The sequence below is a fragment of the Paenibacillus glycinis genome (assembly GCF_009909185.1).
GTDB classification, from domain to species: domain Bacteria; phylum Bacillota; class Bacilli; order Paenibacillales; family Paenibacillaceae; genus Paenibacillus_Z; species Paenibacillus_Z glycinis.
The window spans coordinates 31,438-51,740 of the sequence record NZ_JAAAMV010000001.1 but is presented as its reverse complement, the minus strand read 5'-3'; the positions used below and the strand labels follow the sequence as shown (position 1 = coordinate 51,740).

The window sequence follows — 20,303 nt, the reverse complement described above, 5'->3', positions numbered from 1 at the left end:
AACGCATGAAAATTACCGAAGTCGAAGCGATTCATTTGCGAATCCCGGATCTGGACGCCGCGCAATGCGACGGAACGCAAGACACCTTGGTCATCCGGATTCATACCGATGAGGGGATTACGGGCGTCGGGGAAGTGGATTCTTCCCCGCTCGTGGCCAAAGCGGTCGTCGATGCGCCGGCCTCCCACTCGATCGCGGTCGGACTGCGCAGCTTGCTGATCGGAGAGAATCCCGTCGAAGTCGAACGGCTGTGGGACAAAATGTACCGCGGCACGATCTATTTCGGAAGGACCGGCCCGGCCTTGCACGCGATGAGCGGCGTCGATATCGCATTATGGGACATCATCGGCAAAGCCATGAATCGTCCCGTCTGCGAGATGATGGGCGGCGTATTCAATTCCAAACTGAAAGCTTACGCGAGCGCCTTAATGCCGGATACGGTCGACGAAGCAGCCCGCATGGCGGAGCGCTACGCCAACCAAGGGTATCTCGCGATGAAATTCGGCTGGGGCCCGATCGGCAAGAATCCGAGGTTCGACGAGGAACAAATCAAAGCGATCCGGGGCGCGGTCGGGGACGGGATCGACGTCATGATCGACGCCGGACTGGCGTGGGATCTGAAGGGCGCCCTGCGGATGGCGGACGTGTACGAGAAGTATAACGTCCACTGGCTGGAAGAGCCCGTTCATTCCAACGATATCGACGGTTATCGCGAGCTTTCGAGGCGCACGAGCCTCTCCATCGCCGGTGGCGAACAAGAAAGCGGCAGGCTGGCGTTCCAGCGTCTGCTGGACGAAGGAGGCCTTGATATCATCCAACCGGATCTGGCGCGGGTCGGTGGCTTGACGGAAGGGAAACGAATCGCCTACCTCGCGTACGACCGGCATAAGAGAATCGTGCCTCACGCGTTCAAGACGGGCATTCTGGTCGCGGCCAGCACGCATTTCGCCGCCGCGATTCCGAACGGCTACATGATCGAACATACCGTATCGACATCGCCGCTCGCGAGGGATCTGGTCAGCCGGGAAGTGGAATTCAAGGACGGTTACGTCACCGTTCCGCTTAACCGCCCGGGTCTGGGCATCGAGCTTAACGAGACGGTATTGAACCGTTATCGCGTCGGTTAATCGAAGAAACCATAAACGAAAGGTTGTTCCGATCATGAAGGCACGCATGCAGACGATGCTGACCCACTTCGGCGAAGAGAATATCCATGGAGCGGTCGTTCCGCCGATTTTTTTGAATTCCACGTTCGTCCACGATTCTTACGAAGCGTTCCAAGAGGGGGAGGGCTATTATTACTCCCGCGTCGCGAATCCGACATTGGACGTGCTGGAGAAGAAGCTGGCCGCGCTGGAACAGGGCGAAGCCGCGAAAGCGTTCGCCTCCGGAATGGCCGCGCTATCCGCCGTGCTGTTTCACTTCTTGAAGCAAGGCGACCATGCGGTCTGCAGTACGCCGGCCTATGGCGGAACCTTCGGAATTCTAGGATCTTATATGCATAAGTTCGGCATATCGGTCGACTTCGTCGATTTTCGGGACACGGACCGCGTGCGCGCCGCGATAAAGCCGAATACCCGCTTAATCGTCTGCGAGTCGTATTCGACCTTTTTCATGGACGTATTCGATCTTGCGGCGATCGTAGCCATGGCCAAGGAACACGGACTGCATACGGTGATCGACAATACATGCGCGTCTCCCGCGAATTTGCGCCCGCTGGAATGGGGATTCGACGTCGTCGTCCATTCCGCGTCCAAATACCTCGGCGGGCACAGCGACGTCATTGCCGGGGCCGTGATCTCGTCCGAAGCGATCATCGATCGCATCGTCCAGACCGAGTACGGCATATTCGGCGGCGCGTTAGGTCCCTTCGAGGCTTGGCTGGTCACGCGCGGCTTGAAGACGTTCGGACTCCGGATGAGGCAGCATGCCGATTCGGCGATGCAGATCGCGAGGATGCTGGAGGCGAACGACCAGGTGGCGAAGGTGAATTTCCCGTTCCTGCCCGGCCACGAGCAGCATGCGCTGACCCGGAAGCAATTCGACGCGCCTTCGGGCTTGCTCAGCTTCGAGCTTCGCGGCGGGAAGGCTGCCGCGGTCCGGATGATCAATCGCTTGCGATACTTCAAGATCGGCGTGAGCTGGGGAGGCTTCGAGAGCCTCGTTTATTCGCCGGGGATGAGCGGGGGGCACGAGCAATTTGCCGGGACGGACTATGAACCGCGGCTGGATCCGCTGATCCGGATCTCCGTCGGACTCGAAGATCCGGCCGATCTCATGGACGATTTGCGATCGGCTTTGGAGGTGCCGGCATGAGCGGCTCGCGCATGGACGTATATCGGAACATGCTGCTGCACCCGCCCGTCGAAGCGAAGGGGTTCACGCGCTGGTGGTGGTACGGGGCGGCGGTGACGCGCGAGCAGGTCAGCCGCGAGCTCGCGCATATGCGGGAGGCGGGGCTCGGCGGCGTCGAGATCCAGATCACCTATCCGCTGCAGGAGGATTCCGAAGCGGAGGGCATTCGGAATCGCGCTTATTATTCGCCCGACTTTTTCGAGATGTTGGACTACGCGCTGTCGGAAGCCGAACGGCTCGGGCTGTTCGTCGACTTGACGCTCTGCTCGGGCTGGCCTTTCGGAGGTCCGTTCGTTCCGTACGACATGGCGCCGGAAATTCTCATTCCTTATCAGATCGACCTCGTCGGACCCACGGAATACGAGATGGACTTCACCACGATTCTGCCGGGCAATCCTTGCCATGCCGTGATGGGCAAGTTCGAGAACGGAGCGATCGTGCCCGATACGTTGACGGATCTCGCGGCATACCTGGACGCGACCTGGCTTCACGGTTGGCCCTGGGGCCACCGGATGAACAAGGTGAGCATTCCGGAAGGCCATTGGAAAATCTACGTCTTCATCACGAACATGTATAAGCAGCAGGTCGGCATCCCTGCGCCGGGCATGGAAGGCTACGCCATCGACCACTGCCGCAAAGACGTCTCGGACTTTTACTTCGCGCAATTCGGCGACCCGCTGATCGAGAAGCTGGGCCAAGGGCGCGTCCGCGCCTTCTTCTGCGACTCGATCGAGCTGGGCGGCAACAACTGGACGAAGATCCTGCCGGAGGAATTCCTGGCGCGCAGAGGATACGATTTGACTCCCTTCATGCCCGCCCTGTGGGGCCAGATCGGCGAAGCGACGGGGGACATCCGCTACGATTATTACCGCACGTTCTCGGAGCTGACGATCGAAAATTTCTTTCGCAACTTCACCGATTGGAGCCATTCGCGCGGGGCGAAAACCCGCATCCAGGCGCATGGCACGTGGGGCGATATCCTGCAAGCGTACGCGGCGGCGGATTATCCGGAAGGCGAGACGTTCGGCGCGAACGACAAGTACGAGGTGAACGCCGTTCATCGGCGGCTCGCATCGTCCGCGGGCCATGTCTACGGGCGCAACGTGATCACGAACGAGACGTTCACCTGGCTCCGGACGCCGCGGTTCATGGAAACGCTGGAAATGATGAAAGCGGCGGTCGACGCGGTATTCCTCGACGGCATCAATCAAATCGTCAATCACGGCTACTCCTATTCGCCGGAATCGGCGGGAAAACCCGGTTGGGCATTCTACGCGTCCTCCTTTATCTCGCACAACAACACGTGGTGGGAATACTATCCGATTCTGTCCGCCTACATTCATTCGGTATCCGCGTTCCTGCAGGCCGGCGACAGCTATGCGGAGACCGCCATCTACTTGCCGCAGGCCGACGTCTGGTCTTCCATGCCGCTCGCGGAGCTGCATATGGCGATGAAGCTGGAGGAGCATATCGGCAAGACGCTGGTCGACCGGGTACAGAAGGCCGGCTATGCGTTCGACTTCCTGAACGACGAAGCCGTGACGGCGTTGTCGCGCATGACGGAGCAGGGGATGGCGCTCGGCGCGAACCGGTATCGGACGATCATCCTGCCGAAGGTCGCCCGGCTGCCGCTCGATACGGCTGTCCGTCTCCTGGCGTTCGTGCGCGAGGGCGGCGTATTGATCGCCGTCGGGGATCGTCCGCGGACGGTGCCGGGTTATGTCGGCCGGGAAGCGAACAACGAGCGCCTCGGGCAGCTGATGGACGCTTTGTTCGACGACCGCGGCGAGGAGTGGCATCCGGTCGGCAAAGGGAAGACGATCCGGGTCGCCGGCGAAGACGGGGTGATCGCGCGTCTGCGGGAGGCGCAGGTTCCCGTCGTCGCGATCGAAGAGATCGGCGAAGCCGGAGAGCCGGATCTAGCCGCGCAAACGATCGGCTACGCGCATCGGATCCTGGAGAGCGGCCGCCTGTACTTCGTCGCCAACGTGTCCGGGGAAGAGCGGAAGGCGCGGATGACGTTCAAATACGGCGGCCGATCCGCGGCCGTGCTGGATCCGATGTCGCGGGAAGCCGTTCGGTTCGTTCATCGCGGCGATACGGTCGTCGAGCTCGCGTTCGAACCGTTCCAATCGTTCGTCGTGATCTTCGACGACGCGCTTCCGGAGACGGCTGGGGACTTCGCGACGCTGGCGGAAGCGCCGGAACAAGTCGACGTGCTGCAGGACATCTCGCAGGGTTGGACGCTGCGGATTCCGGAAGCGGGCTTCGAACGCGAGCTGACGCGGCTGGAGACCTGGGAGCGGTTCGAGGAAACGCGCTATTACTGCGGCCATGCTTACTACGACAAGACGATCGTCCTCCCGGAGATCCCGCCGGCAAGCAGCATCCGGCTTGAGCTCGAGGGCGTGCACGAAGTAGCGGAAGTCTTCGTGAACGGCGAGAGCGCCGGCGTTCTCTGGAAAGCTCCGAGACGCTTGGACGTGACGGACCGGCTGCGCGAGGGAGAGAACGACCTGCGCATCAAGGTCGTCAACCTGTGGATCAACCATATGCTGTCGCCGGACGCGGTCGAGCCGAAGCCGGCGTCTCCCGTGTCGGAGAATTGGCCGTACTTCACGGAGAAGATCAGGCAGATTCGCGACAGGCGGCTGTACGGACACAAGGAAAGACAGCAAGTGGCGTCGCCGCAGCCTTCCGGTTTATCCGGCAAAGCCGCGTTGACCATCAGAAGCGGGGGGATTGATGCGCAATGATAGCCAACGAACTGAAGACGGACAATACCTTCCAACCGCTCGGGATCCTCACGCAGCAACCGTTGTTCAGCTGGAAACCGGAAGCTTCCGGGCGGGCGCAGCGGCAGACGGGCTACCGCATCCTCGTCGACACGGACGCCGAGCGATTGGCGCGTTCGGTCGGGAGCGTCTGGGACAGCGGGAAAGTCGCTTCCGACGAGACGCTGCAGATCCGCTATTCGGGAAACCGTCTGGCGTCCGGGCAACGCTATTATTGGAAGGTCATGGTCTGGGACGGCAATGACGCCGCTTCGGAATGGAGCGCCGCGGCTTGGTTCGAGACGGGGCTGCTGCAGCCCGAAGAATGGCTGGGGAAGTGGATCGGCGGCAACTCGGGCTACAACCCGCTCGAGGGATGCAAGTGGATCTGGCATGCGCTGCCCGCCATGGCGGACGCGCAAGTCGTCTTCCGGCGAACGATCCGCGTCCCGTCGCGCCAGGCGCTTCGCCAGGCGATTTTCCACGGGACATGCGGCGGCGCGTTCACGCTGTTCGTCAACGGCAGCACGGTCGCGAAGCAGAATGCGCGATGGAAGCAGGACTGGACGTCCCCTTTCACCTACATCGACTTCACGTCCAAGCTGGGCGAAGGGGATAACGTCCTGACCTGCGAAGCCGCCTCTACGGACGGCGAACAGGCGGGCTTCATCGCCGCCTTCGAGCTCCGGTACGAGGACGGATCGATCGAGCTGATCTCGACCGATGCCGCGTGGCAAGCCTCGTACAAGGAAGCCGGCGGGAACGAAGGGCAGCCGGCGGTCATCGTCGCGGAGTACGGCGACGCGCCGTGGGGCCGTATCAAACGAAGAGGGCCGGCGCCGCTTCTGCGGAAGGAATTCGCCGTCGAGAAGCAGGTGAAGCGCGCTCGCCTCCATATTTGCTGCCTCGGGTATTTCGAGCTGCGCCTGAACGGGAAGCGCCTCGGCGACGGTCTGCTGCAGCCGGACTACACGCAATTTCCGAAGCGGACGTACGCGCTGACGTTCGAGGGCGAGTCCTTCCTGACGGAAGGGAGCAATTGCGTCGGGGTCGAGCTGGGGCGCGGCCATTACGCCTACCAGAAGGATTGGATCGGCGACGTGCTGAGCAAGCCGGAGCCGAGCACGGGCACGATCGAGCCGAAATTCCTGCTTCAGCTGCAGATCGAATATGCGGACGGCACGAGCGGCACGATCGTCAGCGACGAAACGTGGCGCACGGCGGACGGCCCGACCCGGGACGACAATATCTGGTACGGCGACAAGTACGACGCCCGCTTCGAGCGGGAAGGCTGGGACACGGCCGGATTCGCGAGCGGCGACTGGGCGCCCGTTAACCTGATGACGCCGAACGAAGGCGCGATCGAAGCCGCTTTCGTCCCGCCGATCCGCGTCGTGGAGACCGTCCCGTTCGGTCTGATCGGCAATCCGAAGCCGAACGTCCACGTGTTCGATTGCGGCAAAGTAACGGCAGGCTGGGCAAGGCTGACGCTGACCGCCGAGCGCGGAACGAGCGTGAAGCTGATCTACGACGAGCGGCTGCGCGACGACGGCACCTTGGACATCTGGAAGCGCGGCTACGATCATCAATTCTGGGAGAACGCGCAAGAGGACGTCTATGTCTGCAAAGGCGGCGGCGAGGAGAGCTGGGAGCCGAAGTTCAGCTACAAAGGCTTCCGCTACATCCAGATCGAGAGCTCGTGCGACATCAGCCGCCTGAAGCTGGAAGCGCTCGTCTTCCACAACGACGTCGAAGCGATCGGCAGCTTCGAATGCTCGAACCCGCTGTTCAACCGCATTCACCGCGCCATGGTCGACACGATGCTGAACAATTTCCACAGCATTCCGACCGACACGCCGTACCACGAGAAGAGGGGCTGGCTGGGGGATGCGCAGGCGATCGCCGAATGCGCGACGATGAACCTCGACCTGACGGCGTTCTTCTCCAAGTGGGTGCAGGACATCGCGGATTCGCAGGATGAGCACGGAGCGGTCTGCCACACGGCGCCGGGCCCGTTTCTCTACATGACGCCTACGCCGGCGTGGATGTCGGCCTTCATCATCATCCCGTGGACGCTGTACGAGTATTACGGGGACCGGGAGACGATGCGGAAGCATTACGCGGGCATGAAGCGGTACTTGCACTACGAATGGAATCGCCTCGTCGACGGCACGAGCACGGACGAGAGCTACGCCGATTGGGCGGTTCCGGGGCCGTTCATCGGGCCGGAAGGCGGCGATCTGCTGGCGACGGCCTACGTGTTCCATTCCTGCACCCTGATGGCGAGAATCGCCGAAGTGCTGGGGGAAGAGGCGGATCGCGCGGCGTATCTGGCGGCGGAAGAGCGGCTGAGGACGGCGCTGCACGGGAAATTTTACGATGCCGATCATCAGGTATACCGCACGCCGATCGAAGCCGGCTACCGCCAGACGTCGAACGTGCTCCCGCTCGCCTTCGGCGCGGTGCCCGCAGCCGACGTGCCTCGCGTGATCGCGAATTTGGCGGCGGACATCCGGACGCGGACGAACGGACACTTGGACACGGGCTGCTTCGGCACGAAGTATCTGGCGCCGGTGTTGACGGAGCATGGGCTTGGCGAACTCGCGTACGAGATCGCGAACAAAACGACGTACCCGAGCTGGGGCTATTGCCTGGCCGTCGGCGGCACGTCGTTCTGGGAGGCGTGGGAAGAGGAGACGCGCTCCTACGACCATTACTTCCTCGGCACGATCGACGATTGGTTCTACAAGCATCTGGCGGGGATCCGGACCGTCTCGAACGGGTACCGAACGAGCGTCATCCAGCCTTATGCGCTGGGCGACCTGACCCAGGTCAGCGGCATGATCGACACCGTCCGCGGCCGAATCGGGTCGAAGTGGGAGAAGACGGCCGGCGGCTTCGCGCTTGCGGTCACGATCCCCGTGAACACGACCGCGACGGTATACGTGCCGAAGATCGGCGGCGGTTCGCTCCAGGAAAGCGGAGTTCTGGCAGCGCGGGCGGAGGGCGTCTTCTCGGTCGCGGAGGAACGCGATCATTGGAAAATCGAAGCGGGTTCGGGAACGTACCGGTTCGAGTCGACGAACTAGCGGAGGCGCGGCATGTCGGACAAATCGGTCGTTTTCCAGCTGCTCGGCGTCACCTTGCTATGGGGCGGCAATTATGTCGCCAGCGCTTATCTGCTGACGGCGTTCTCGCCCATCCTGCTCGCGTTCTTGCGATTAACGGTCACCTGCCTGCTGCTGATCGGCGTATGCCTCCGGCGCGGGGGGATTGCGAAGCCGAATCGGCAGGAATGGGCGCTGCTTATCCTGATCGGCGTGACGAGCTCGCTCCTGTACCAAATTTTCTACTTCGTCGGTCTCGCGCATACGAGCGCGGGCAACGCGGCGCTCATCATCGCGCTGTCTCCCGTCGCCACGGCATTCCTCGCGCGCGCCTTCCTGAAGGAAAGGATGACGGGCTTCCAGCTGCTCGGCGCGCTGGTCGCGCTGGCCGGCGTCGCGCTCATCGTCTTGAACGGCGGCAACGTGACGGACGCCTCGAGCGGGGACTACTTCATCCTGCTGGCCATGGCGATGCTGGCCTCGAGCGTGCTGTTGATCCGCAAAGCCGCCATGACGATGAAGTCCCGGGACGTGACGCTTTATTCCACGCTCATCGGCACGCTGCTGATGATCCCGGCGGCGGGCGCCGAACGGCTGCAGGGCCATCTGCATTACGGCGATCATTCGTATCCGTGGGCGCTCCTGATCGTCATGGCGCTGTTCGCCCAGGGGATGGCCGGCCTCTGGTGGAACCGCGGCATCTCCAAGGTCGGCGCTTCGGCGAGCGCGATGTACATGAACATTCCGCCGTTCGTCGCCATCCTGGTCGCGTACGCCGTTCTCGGCGATCCCATCCGGCTCGCGCAAATCGCCGGAGGCGCGCTCATCGCCGCAGGAGTCGCGATCGCGAACGCAAAGGCTAAGAATACATCGAATCGAGGGGATTTCGTTCCATGGCGCCGAATCTGAAGCTGGGCATCAACATGGGCTTCGCGAACAACAAGTATCCCGAGCCCGAAGTCTGGACCCGTATCGTCGCGGAGGAGATGGGGCTGAAGTACGTGCAGTTCGTCGCGGACCTGCTTAACGTCTACCTGCCCGAAGACATCGTCGAAGAGCAGACGGAAGAGATTATCAAATACGCGGACCATTATAAGCTGTCGATCACGAGCAGCTTCCTCAGCTCGTATACCCGGGTCAATCATTTCATGCATCCGGACGCGAAACAGCGCAAAGCTTGGCTGGCCTGGTTCAAGAAGTTCGCGGTCGTCTCCGCGCGGATGGGCGCCAAGATGACCGGCGGCCACCCCGGCATTCTGACCTTCGCGGACTACGGCGATCCGGTCCGCCGGGAAGAGCGGACGGCCGAAGGCATCCGGTACTGGCAGGAGCTCAGCTGGTTCTGCCGCGAGCTCGGGATGACCTGCATGATCTTCGAGCCGATGTCAATCCCGCGGGAATTCGCCAACACGGTCGAGGAGACGCGAGACCTGCTCGCCAGGCTGAACGACGGGGCGGGCATCCCGTTCAAGCTGTGCCTGGATCCCGGCCACGCGCCGCATCCGAACGATCGCGACCCGTACCGCTGGATCCGCGAGCTGGGCGGCGAGTCGCCGATCATCCATCTGCAGCAGACGGAAGCCGGTCACAGCCGGCACTGGCCGTTCACCAAGCCCTATAACGACATCGGCATCATCCATGCGGATCAAGTCATCGCGGCCATCGAGGCGTCCGGCGCGACCGAGGCGGAGCTGATCTTCGAGATCTATCACCGCGAGGCGTGGTCGTCGGAGTTCAGCATCATTCCCGACCACCGGGAATCGGTCGCCTATTGGCGCCGGTACGTGAAACAGTAGACGGACAGCAAGGGAAGGGAGCGGCGACAATGACGCAATCCGGCAAGGAGTCGGCGGCAGCCGTCGATGTCATGGTATGCGGCCATATTTCCGTCGACGTCATTCCGAGATTCCGCGCGGGCTCGGAAGAACCCGGCGGCGCGACGCTGACGCCGGGCAGCTTGATCGAGACCGGTGCGGCGGAATTCAGCACCGGCGGCGCCGTCTCGAACACCGGCATCGCGCTGCATAAGCTCGGGGCGAAGGTGCGCCTCGTCGGGAAAGTAAGCGACGACTTCTTCGGCAGCTTAACGCTGCGTCTGCTGGGCGACGTACATCCGGCGCTGACGGAGGGCATCGTCCAGGCGAAGGGAGAAACGAGCTCGTACACGATCGTCGTCAATCCGCCGGGAACGGACCGGATCTTCCTGCATTGCCCCGGGACGAACGACACGTTCTCCGAGCGGGATATCGACTGGGAACGAAGCGCAGGCACGCGCCACTTTCATTTCGGGTATCCGCCGCTGATGAAGGGGATGTACGCCGACGGCGGCGAACGGCTGGCCGGCATGCTGCGCGCCGCGCGGCAGCAGGGCATGACCGTCTCGCTGGACATGGCGATGCCGGGCAGGGGAACGGCCGCTTATTCGGCCGATTGGGCCGGTATCCTGAACCGGGCGCTTCCATACGTCGACATCTTCCTGCCGAGCCTGGAAGAGATGCTCATGATGGTCGGTCGAGACCGGTACGAGCAGCTCGACAGCCGCGGCGAAGACCTGTGCGAGACCGTCTCCGCGGAGACGGTCCGGGAGCTCGCCGAGCAGCTTCTCGCGATGGGCTGCGGCATGGTCGTGCTGAAGCTCGGCGCATCCGGGCTCTACCTGCGCAGCTCGGAACGCTTCGCCCTGCGCGGGGCGGAATGGCGCAACCGGGAATTATGGTCGCCTTGCTTCCGCGCCCGCGTCGAAGGAACGACCGGAGCGGGCGATTGCACGATCGCCGGGTTCTTGAAGGGCTTCCTGCTCGGTCTCGGACCGGAGGAGACGATGACGGGTGCGGTGGCGGTCGGCGCGTTCAGCGTCGAGCATCTCGGCGCGACGGGCGGCATTCGGTCGTGGGAGGCGGTGAAAGCGAGAATCGATTCGGGATGGGCTCGGCTCCCGATGAGCAGGCCGCTGCCGCATTGGCATTGGCAGGAACGAGCGGGAATATGGGCCGGACCGGCCGACGCGGACGGCGAGGGCCGCGACGAATACGAGGGGGAGACCATCGATGGCACGTAAAACAAGAGGGCGTACGACGCTGGGCGTCATCGTCGGGAATCGCGGGTTTTTCCCGGGGCATCTATGCGAGACCGGGCGCGCGGACATCGTCCGCATCCTGGAAGAGGAAGGCATCGACGCCGTCCTGCTGGACGTCGAAACGACCAAGTACGGCGCGGTGATGACCTTGGACGACGCCAAGGCGTGCGGCAATCTGTTCAAGGCGAACCGCGACCGGATCGACGGCATCCTGATCACGCTGCCCAATTTCGGGGACGAGAAGGCCGTCGCGAATACGATCCGGTACTCCGGCTTGAACGTGCCCGTGCTCGTGCACGCCTTCGCCGACGAGATCGGCGCGATGGGCATCCAGGATCGCCGGGACAGCTTCTGCGGCAAGATGTCCGTCTGCAACAACCTCAAGCAATACGGCATTCCGTTTACGCTCACGACGCTGCATACGGTAAAGCCCGACAGCCCGAGCTTTCGCGCGGACCTTCAGCGCTTCGCGGCCGCCTGCCGCGTCGTCAAGTCGCTGCGGAACGCCCGTCTCGGTTCGATCGGCGCGCGTCCGGCCTCGTTCAATACGGTGCGCTACAGCGAGAAGCTGCTGGAACGCTCGGGCATCACGATCGAGACGCTCGATCTGTCCGAGGTGTTCGGACGCGCGAACAAGCGCAAGGAGAGCGATCCCGAGGTGCAGCGCAAGCTGGAAGAGATCGCCGCCTACGTCGACGTGGCGGGATTCCCGCGGGATAACCTCGTGCGCATGGCGTCTCTCGGCGTCGTCGTCGAACAGTGGATGGACGACAACGACCTGTCCGGCACGGCGCTGCAATGCTGGACGTCGATGGAAGAGTACTTCGGCATCGTGCCCTGCACGATCATGAGCATGCTGAGCAGCAGCCTCATCCCGAGCGCCTGCGAAGTCGATATCACCGGACTCGTCGGCATGTACGCGCTGCAGGAAGCGTCGGGCAGGCCGAGCGCGCTGCTGGACTGGAACAACAATTACGGGGACGATCCGGACAAAGGCGTCGTCTTCCACTGCAGCAATCTGCCGAAGGAAGTCTTCGAAGAGATACGCATGGACTACCACGAGATCCTGTCGGGCACGGTCGGACGGGAGAATACGCTCGGGACGATCCAAGGCCGAATCAAGGCGAGCCCCTTCACGTACTGCGGCATCGCGACCGACGACTTGAACGGCGGCATCGCGGCGTATGCGGGCGAAGGGATCTTCACCCGCGATCCGCTGCTGACGTTCGGCGGTTACGGCGTCGTGCAGGTGCCGAAGTTCCAGAAGCTGCTGCGCTACATTTGCGAGAACGGCTTCGAGCACCACGTCTCCTCGAACATGTCGCAGGTAGCCGATTCGATCGAAGAGGCCCTCGGCAAGTATATGGGCTGGAAGATGCACCGCCACGGGGAGTCGAGCGCCCATGAATAAAGCGAGCCTGATCGTCGACAAGGAATTCGTCATCGGGGCCGTCGATCCGAGGCTGTACGGCTCGTTCATCGAGCATGTCGGCCGGGCCGTCTACGGCGGCATCTACGAGCCGGGCCATCCGGAGGCGGACGAACAGGGCTTTCGCCAAGACGTGACGGCGCTCGTACGGGAGCTCCGAGTCCCCGTCGTCCGCTATCCCGGCGGCAACTTCGTGTCCGGGTACGAATGGGAGGACGGGGTCGGCCCCGCCGCATCGCGCAAGCGGAGGTTGGATCTGGCTTGGGCGGCCGTGGAAACGAACGAATTCGGCACGAACGAGTTCGCGGCATGGGCGCGAAAGGTCGGCGCGGAAGTCATGATGGCCGTTAACCTTGGCACCCGCGGGCCGGCGGATGCCCGGAATTTGATCGAGTACTGCAACCATCCCGGCGGCACGTATTGGAGCGATCTGCGCCGATCGCACGGGTACGAAGCGCCTCACGAGATCAAGACATGGTGCTTGGGCAACGAGATGGACGGTCCCTGGCAGATCGGGGGAAAGACGGCGGACGAATACGGACGCACGGCACTGGAGACCGCCAAGCTGATGAAGTGGGTCGATCCTTCGATCGAGCTCGTCGTCTGCGGCAGTTCGATGCGCGACATGCCGACGTTCGGCCAATGGGAAGATACCGTACTGGGCCACGCGTACGACGAAGTCGACTATTTGTCGCTGCATGCGTACTACGGCAACCGCAAGGACGATACGGCCAGCTTCGTCGCGAAGACGCTCGAGATGGACGATTACATTCATTCCGTCATCGCCGTCTGCGATTACGCCAAGGCCAAGAAGCGCAGCAAGAAGACCATGATGCTGTCTTTCGACGAATGGAACGTCTGGTATCACAGCGCGGACGCCGACCGGCAGCTCGAGCGGTGGACGATCGCGCCTCCGCGGATCGAGGACGTCTACACCTTGGAAGACGCGATCGTGGTCGGCTGCATGATCATTTCCCTGCTGAAGCGCGCGGACCGGATTCGGATGGCCTGCATCGCCCAGCTGGTGAACGTGATCGCCCCGATCATGACGGCGAACGGCGGGGACGCTTGGCGGCAGACGATTTTCTATCCGTACATGCATGCATCGCTCTACGGCCGCGGCGTTTCGCTGAAGCCGATTATTCGAAGTCCCAAGTACGATTCCGCGGCGTATACGGACGTTCCTTATCTGGAGTCGGCCGTCGTCTACGAGGAGGAGTCGGGGCAGTTGACGATCTTCGCGGTGAACCGGGACCTGAAGGAAGCGCTCGAAGTCGAAGCGGATCTCCGGCAATTCGCCGGTTATCGGATCGCCGGGCATCTGGTGCTGGACGATCCGGATCCGAAGGCAAGGAATACGGCCGCTCGGCCGCTTCGGGTCGCGCCGCATGCCGGAGGCGATTCCGAGCTGCGGGACGGCCGCTTGCGGACGATACTGCCCAAGCTGAGCTGGAACGTCATTCGATTGACTAAAATCCAATTCCACTAAGAAAGCGAGAGGATCCTCATGAACGTATTGGCCATCGGCGCGCATCCGGACGACATCGAAGTGTTCTGCGCGGGAACGTTGTTGAAGTACAAACAGCAAGGACACCGCATCTTTATCGCTTTGACGACGAGCGGCAACATCGGCTCGAACGAGTACGAGAGCCGCGAGGCGATCGCCGCGCAGCGGGAGCGGGAGCAATTGGACGCGGCCAAGTTATTGGATGCGGAAGTCCGTTTCCTCCGCTTCGACGACCAAGGCTTGCAAGACACGCCCGAGACGCGGCGCGCCGTCATCAACGCGATCCGCTGGGCGAATCCGGACGTCATTCTGGCCAATTATCCCGAGGACGCGAGCACGGACCATGCGGTCACCGGGAAGATCGTCAGCGAGGTCATGCTGTCGATTCCGGGCAAGCTGATCCCCGCCGACGAACCGCCGATCGCGAAGAATCCTTCGCTCTTTTACTATTCCTCGGCCGCGGGAATCGGTTTCCTGCCTGAAGCGTACGTCGATATCTCCGATGTCTTCCCCGTGAAGAAGGAGGCCTTGTCGAAGCACGCCAGCCAGTTCAACTGGATGGACGTCTACCAGACGCACAACCTGATCAACATCTTGGAGATCGCCGACAAGTTCAGAGGGCTGCAGGCCGGGTGCCAGTATGCCGAGGGATTCCGGGCGTTCCGAATCCACGGCTATATGCCGAACTTCAAGCTGCTTCCCTAGCATGCCGCACGGACGTTAACTGCCGGAGGTCAAGCGAATAGAGACGAGGAGCGGGAATCGTGCACAAGCAAAAGCTTCAGGATGCAATTCGGGGGGCGCAGGAAATTCGATTCAAGCTGCTCGGCGACCCTTACCGCCCGGGGTACCATTTCGCGGTACCCGAAGGGTTCGGCTGGCCCGGCGACCCGAACGGGACGTTCTACGCGAACGGCCGGTACCATCTGATGTACCTGTACAGGGACCACTACACGACGGCGGAGAGCTATAATTGGGGGCATGTTTCCAGTCATGACCTCGTCCATTGGCGGTTCCACCCGGATGCGCTGGACGCCAGCCACGGGGACAACGGCGCTTTCAGCGGAGGCGCGTTCGTCGACGACGACGGGACGGCCTATCTCTCGTACTCGAGCTTGGCGACGAACCTCGAGACGATGTCCGGCGGCGGAGTCGGCATCGCCAAGAGCTCGGATCGCCACTACGACAAATGGGAGAAGTTCGAGAAGCTCGCGCTGCAGGCCACGGAACTCGGCATTATCGAGATCGCCGGTCCAGCCGGGGAGATGCTCTCCGCCGGCTGCTGCGACCCGAGCAATATATGGAAGCATGACGGCGTTTACTATATGCAGACCGGCAATTTATGCGTGCTCGGGAAGCTCGGGAGAGCGGCGGATTCCCCGCTGGAAGCGAGAGGCGACTACACGGATCTCTTCCGTTCGGCCGACTTGATCGACTGGGAATACGCGGGCCGCTTCTACGAACGCGACCGTTCGAACAAGTGGACGGAGGAATCCGAGGACGACATGTGCCCGAGCTTCTTCCCGCTCCCGTCGTCGAGGCACGGGGGCGAGCCTACCGCCAAATACCTGCAGCTGTTCATCTCCCACAACAAAGGCTGCCAGTATTACATCGGCGATTACCGAGGGGAGCGATTCCTGCCGGAGCGGCACGGGCGAATGACCTGGGGCGATCGGGCGTTCTTGGCGCCGGAGGCGTTGATGGACGCGAAGGGCCGGCAGATCATGTGGGCATGGCTGATCGATAATCCCGAGGAAGACCTGGAGAAATACGGGTGGTCCGGCGTGTTCAGCTTGCCTCGCACCTTATGGCTGGGCGAAGACGGCGATTTGCGTCAGGCGCCGGTCGACGAGCTCGCCGCGCTGCGGTACAACGCGATGGAATTCCCCGCCGCGAGTCTCCGGGACGAAGAGAGCCTCGAGCTGACCGGCATGAATGGCGAGTCTTCCGAGCTTAAGCTGACGATCGCGCCCGGAAGCTCCGCCAAAGTCGGCTTGAAGGTGCGCGCGTCGGCGGACGGGAAGGAAGAGACGCTGCTCTACTACGACCCGGAGGCCGGCGAGCTCGTGTTCGATTCGACCCGCAGCGGCACGGCCGGCATGAGAATCCGCGAAGCGGCCCCTTTCCGATTGGCGGACGGCGAGAAGCTCGAGCTGACGGTATATATCGACAAGTCCGTCGTCGAGCTGTTCGCGAACGATCGGCAGGCCATCGCGAGACGGGTATATCCGGAGCGTCCGGATAGCACCGGCGTGTATCTATTCTGCGAGGGCGGCGCGGCTTCCTTTGAATCCATCCTTGCCTGGGAAATGATGCCGTCCAATCCTTATTGACGGGCGCCGTTTCCGGTTTCCGAACATACCAATATAACCCAGCATTTACCGCGAAAGAGCCGATTCTTAACCCGAATAGGCTCTTTCTATTTACAATCCGGGGTCTTCTCCTGATAATCGTAATTACTAGGAAACGTAAGCTAGAGAAGCGAGGTGCGCGTCATGATCAAGGTCATTATCGTAGAAGACGAGATGCTGGTGCGGATCGGCCTGAAAAACTCGATCGAATGGGCGAAAATAGGCATGGAGGTCGTAGCGGACTTCTCGAATGGGCAGGCTGCGTGGGAGTTCTATCAGCAAGCCAAGCCCGATCTCATCTTGACCGATGTCCGGATGCCGAATATGGACGGCATGGAGCTGATCTCCCGCGTCAGGGAGAACGACGCGCAGACCAAGATTATCATTCTGACCGCCTACGAAGAATTCGATTGGGTTCATAAAGCCATGCGGTTCGGCGTGACCGATTATATCCTCAAGTTCAAGATGTCCATCGACGAAATGGTGGCGGTGCTGCAAAAAGTGCGGGCGGAACTGCAAACGAAAAGCGTGCGGTCTTCGGCGGAACCGCGGCACGACCTGCTGAACGTCATCCATCTCAAGGAAAACGCCCTGAAAGATTATATGTCTTACGGGCGGTACTCGGATGCGGAATTCGCCGTCATCACGAAAAACCTCGGCTTCCGTCTCCAGCCGGAGCGATTGATTCTCTGCGTGATGGCGATCGACAATTTCAAGCAGATGGAGAGCAAATTCAAAGACAGCCACGGGAATTTGATCCGATTCAGCATCCTGAACATGGTGAGCGAGCTGCTGGCCGGCTACAACCGGGGCGAAGTCATCTACGAGCGTGACGAGAACTATATCTTGGCGTTCAGCTTCCAAGATATCGTCAGCGAGTCGAGTATCTATCAGCAGCTGCAGGATATCCTGTCTCATATCGCCAGCGTCATAAAATCCTACCTGAACGCGTCCGTCACGTTCGGCATCAGTTCGATCGACAACGGCTACGCCGCGATCAAGCACCTGTACGTGGAATGCCTCCGCGCGCTGGAGCTCAGATTCGTTCTCGGGCACGAGAAATATATCCGATCGGACTTGACGAAGACGGAGCGCGTCTGGAAAAACGCGGAAGTGAAGCTCGATAAGATGTATCGCGAGCTGGAGCCGTTCAACGAGAAGTACTTCAAAGAAATCGAAGCCGGAATCCAGTCGCTCGGAAAGCTTGAGAATCTCTCCAAGCAGGGCATCCAGGTGATGATGATTCGCTGGATCCACTGGCCGACCGTTAACCTCAATATTTACGCCAACGACATCTCCAGCCTGGCGCTCGATTATGCGGGCCGGATTCATCAAAGCGCGACTTTGGACGAGAACATCGCGATTTTCACGCATTATTTGCTTGAAGTTCAGAATTATCACAAGAAGAAAAGAGCGATCAGCAAAGAAATCGCCGAGGCGATCAAATATATCCAAACCCATTACGATCAAGATATTTCCCTGCAGCAGCTGGCCGATCAAGTGAAAATGAATCCAAGTTACCTCAGCAAGCTGTTCAAGAAGCATCTGCAGACCAGCTTCATCGAATACCTGAACCATTATCGGATCGATATGGCCAAAAACCTGTTGATGAATACGCATCTGAAATCCTATGAAATCGCCGAGAAGACAGGCTATATGGACGACAGTTATTTTAGCCGGATCTTCAAGAAGGTGACCGGCATGAGGCCGAATGAATTCCGGAAGCATTGGTTCGTGGACGGCAGAGAGGAAAGAGAGGGCGAAGGCGACGATGAGAATCTTCCATAAAGGAAATCGCTATTCCTTGGCGAACCAACTGGTCGTCTCGTTCCTGGTCATCTTCTTGTTCATCTTCACGATCAGCTCGCTGATCGCTTATTTCGGCATCTTGAATATATTGAAAAACAATGCGAAAGACGCAAATCAACAGCAGTTCAAGCAAAACGATTATAATCTGTCGGTGTTCGTGAACGAGGTGGATCAGGTATCCAGGCAGCTCTTCCTCAAGGCCGAACTGGAAAGCTTGATTTACTTCAAGAGCATGACCGAGACGAACAGCGTCGTGCAGGTGATGGCGGCTTTCCAATATTTCGCGGAAACGCTTTCGGCCAATAAATACATCGACTCGATCAGTTATTTCGGCGATAACGGCTTCATGATTCGAGCGACCGCGCAACGCAACGATATTTTATTCGATTCCTCCAGTACCGTGAACGAATTTTATCAAACCCGGATTTTCGAAAAAGTGAAGTCGGCGGCGCAGACGCTAGTTTGGTTCGGAGGCTTTACCGATCGGGATTTTAATATCGCGGACGTGAAACCGCCTTCCAGGACGATCGCGAAGCCGACGCATTATATTACCGCCGCGCGCAGCTTTTTCTCGAATAACCACTCCGCTACGCTTGTCCTCAATATCGATATGAAGTATTTCAACGATATCTATAATCATGCCGACGACAGACAAAATAAAGAACTGTATCTGGTCGACGACACGGGGAGGATCGTCTCCAGCGGGGAAGAAACGAAGATCGGTCAAGAGGGCGCCCTCCCCGTAAACGCCGATGCTCCCGCGGACGCAAGCGATCTGTTCGCCAGCGCGGAACGGAACGGCAAACAGATCATGTCGTACCGGATCAACAGTTTGGGTTGGCTGCTCGTTCACGAGATTCCCGTCAGCCTATTCACCAAAGATATTTCGACGCTCCGGCTCATCGTCGTGACGATGTTTATTTTCAGCCTGGCAACGGCGGCCATTCTTTCGCGGTACTGGATTCGCAGGGTAACGAAGCCGCTCAACAGTTTGACCGGCGTCGTCCGAAGAATGGGACAAGGCAATCTGGGACTCACGCTGAAGCTGGATTTGAAGAACGAACTCGGGATCCTCATCGCGCAGTTCAACAAAATGTCCAAGAATATCCAAGACTTGATCGAACAGAAGGAAACCATTCAGGAAGAGAAACGGACGATCGAGATCGGGGCGCTGCAGTCGCAGATTAACCCTCATTTCTTCTATAACTCGTTAAATACGATCAAATGGATGGCGATTATGGTCAAGGCGGACAATATCGTGGAGAGCATCACGACCCTCGGGGACTATTTGCAGCCGATGTTCAAGCAAGGCATGCTCTGTACCATCCGGGAAGAAATCGAGTATATCGAGAACTATATCAAAATCATGAATTACCGGATGGCAGGCGGGGTAAAGCTCGAGTATCAGATTTCCCCGGAAGTCCTCGAATACCCGATTTTGCGCTTCCTGCTGCAGCCGCTGGTCGAAAATGCGATTATGCACGGGCTGAAAAACCGAACCGGCGGAACGATCACGATCATGGCCGCGGAAGACAAAGACCAGATCGTCTGGAGCATCTCCGACAACGGCGAAGGCATGTCCGAAGCGAAGCTGCAGGAGGAACGGGCATCGCTGTTGAACGGCAATAGCGAACCGTCGCGGGAGAAGAAGGGGATCGGCTTGTACAATACGAACCGCCGGATCCAGCTTCACTTCGGCGACCATTACGGCATCAAGATTCATAGCAAGCTGCAAGTAGGGACGGAATTGAACTTTAAGCTTCCGAAAGTGCAAAAAACGTAAAGAAAGTGCAACTAATTCGGCATGACGGCGATAAGCCGCTTTTGGGCATTCGGTTTGTTGTGTATTTCACTAGATAGTCCATTTTTTAACGATTATCCTCCTTCTATAATGA

General features: G+C 60.2%; 13 protein-coding genes. All 13 read left to right on the top strand.

The features are described from left to right. The first annotated feature begins 5 nt into the window (after positions 1-5). Entirely contained in the window at positions 6-1,127 is a 1,122-nt protein-coding gene (locus tag GT019_RS00175; protein WP_161740001.1) for a mandelate racemase/muconate lactonizing enzyme family protein, read from the top strand. Positions 1,128-1,161: 34 nt separating this feature from the next. Continuing rightward, a complete protein-coding gene (locus tag GT019_RS00170) occupies positions 1,162-2,316 on the top strand; it encodes a trans-sulfuration enzyme family protein (protein WP_161739999.1) in 1,155 nt (384 codons plus the stop codon). After that, a complete protein-coding gene (locus GT019_RS00165) occupies positions 2,313-5,111 on the top strand; it encodes a glycosyl hydrolase (RefSeq protein ID WP_161739997.1) in 2,799 nt (932 codons plus the stop codon). The genes GT019_RS00170 and GT019_RS00165 overlap by 4 nt, the downstream gene beginning before the upstream one ends. Then, positions 5,108-8,218: an alpha-L-rhamnosidase gene (locus GT019_RS00160; RefSeq protein ID WP_161739995.1), complete on the top strand. Its 3,111-nt coding sequence runs from the start codon at positions 5,108-5,110 to the stop codon at positions 8,216-8,218. Before GT019_RS00165 ends, GT019_RS00160 begins: the two co-directional genes overlap by 4 nt. 12 nt (positions 8,219-8,230) lie before the next feature. Next, positions 8,231-9,145, top strand: a complete 915-nt coding sequence (locus tag GT019_RS00155; protein ID WP_161739993.1) for a DMT family transporter — start codon at positions 8,231-8,233, stop codon at positions 9,143-9,145. Further along, positions 9,130-10,032, top strand: coding sequence for a sugar phosphate isomerase/epimerase family protein (locus GT019_RS00150; RefSeq protein ID WP_161739991.1), 903 nt, complete (start codon positions 9,130-9,132; stop codon positions 10,030-10,032). The genes GT019_RS00155 and GT019_RS00150 overlap by 16 nt, the downstream gene beginning before the upstream one ends. A 29-nt stretch (positions 10,033-10,061) precedes the next feature. Continuing rightward, positions 10,062-11,294, top strand: a complete 1,233-nt coding sequence (locus GT019_RS00145; protein WP_161739989.1) for a carbohydrate kinase family protein — start codon at positions 10,062-10,064, stop codon at positions 11,292-11,294. Beyond that, complete coding sequence (locus GT019_RS00140; RefSeq protein WP_161739988.1) at positions 11,284-12,723, top strand: L-fucose/L-arabinose isomerase family protein; 1,440 nt, start codon at positions 11,284-11,286, stop codon at positions 12,721-12,723. The genes GT019_RS00145 and GT019_RS00140 overlap by 11 nt, the downstream gene beginning before the upstream one ends. After that, a complete protein-coding gene (gene arfA, locus GT019_RS00135) occupies positions 12,716-14,230 on the top strand; it encodes an arabinosylfuranosidase ArfA (RefSeq protein ID WP_161739986.1) in 1,515 nt (504 codons plus the stop codon). Before GT019_RS00140 ends, arfA begins: the two co-directional genes overlap by 8 nt. A gap of 18 nt (positions 14,231-14,248) precedes the next feature. Continuing rightward, a complete protein-coding gene (locus tag GT019_RS00130; protein ID WP_161739984.1) occupies positions 14,249-14,953 on the top strand; it encodes a PIG-L deacetylase family protein in 705 nt (234 codons plus the stop codon). Between the two features lie 59 nt (positions 14,954-15,012). Next, positions 15,013-16,581 carry a glycoside hydrolase family 32 protein gene (locus GT019_RS00125; protein WP_161739982.1) on the top strand — a complete coding sequence of 523 codons (1,569 nt, stop codon included), beginning with the start codon at positions 15,013-15,015 and terminating at the stop codon, positions 16,579-16,581. Positions 16,582-16,743: 162 nt separating this feature from the next. Continuing rightward, the gene (locus tag GT019_RS00120; protein ID WP_161739980.1) at positions 16,744-18,387 is read left to right on the top strand and encodes a response regulator; all 1,644 of its coding nucleotides are present in this window, start codon (positions 16,744-16,746) and stop codon (positions 18,385-18,387) included. A 16-nt stretch (positions 18,388-18,403) separates the two neighbouring features. Then, positions 18,404-20,191 (top strand): cache domain-containing sensor histidine kinase, encoded by a 1,788-nt coding sequence (locus tag GT019_RS00115; RefSeq protein WP_161739978.1) that lies wholly within the window; start codon positions 18,404-18,406, stop codon positions 20,189-20,191. The last annotated feature ends 112 nt before the right edge of the window (positions 20,192-20,303 follow it).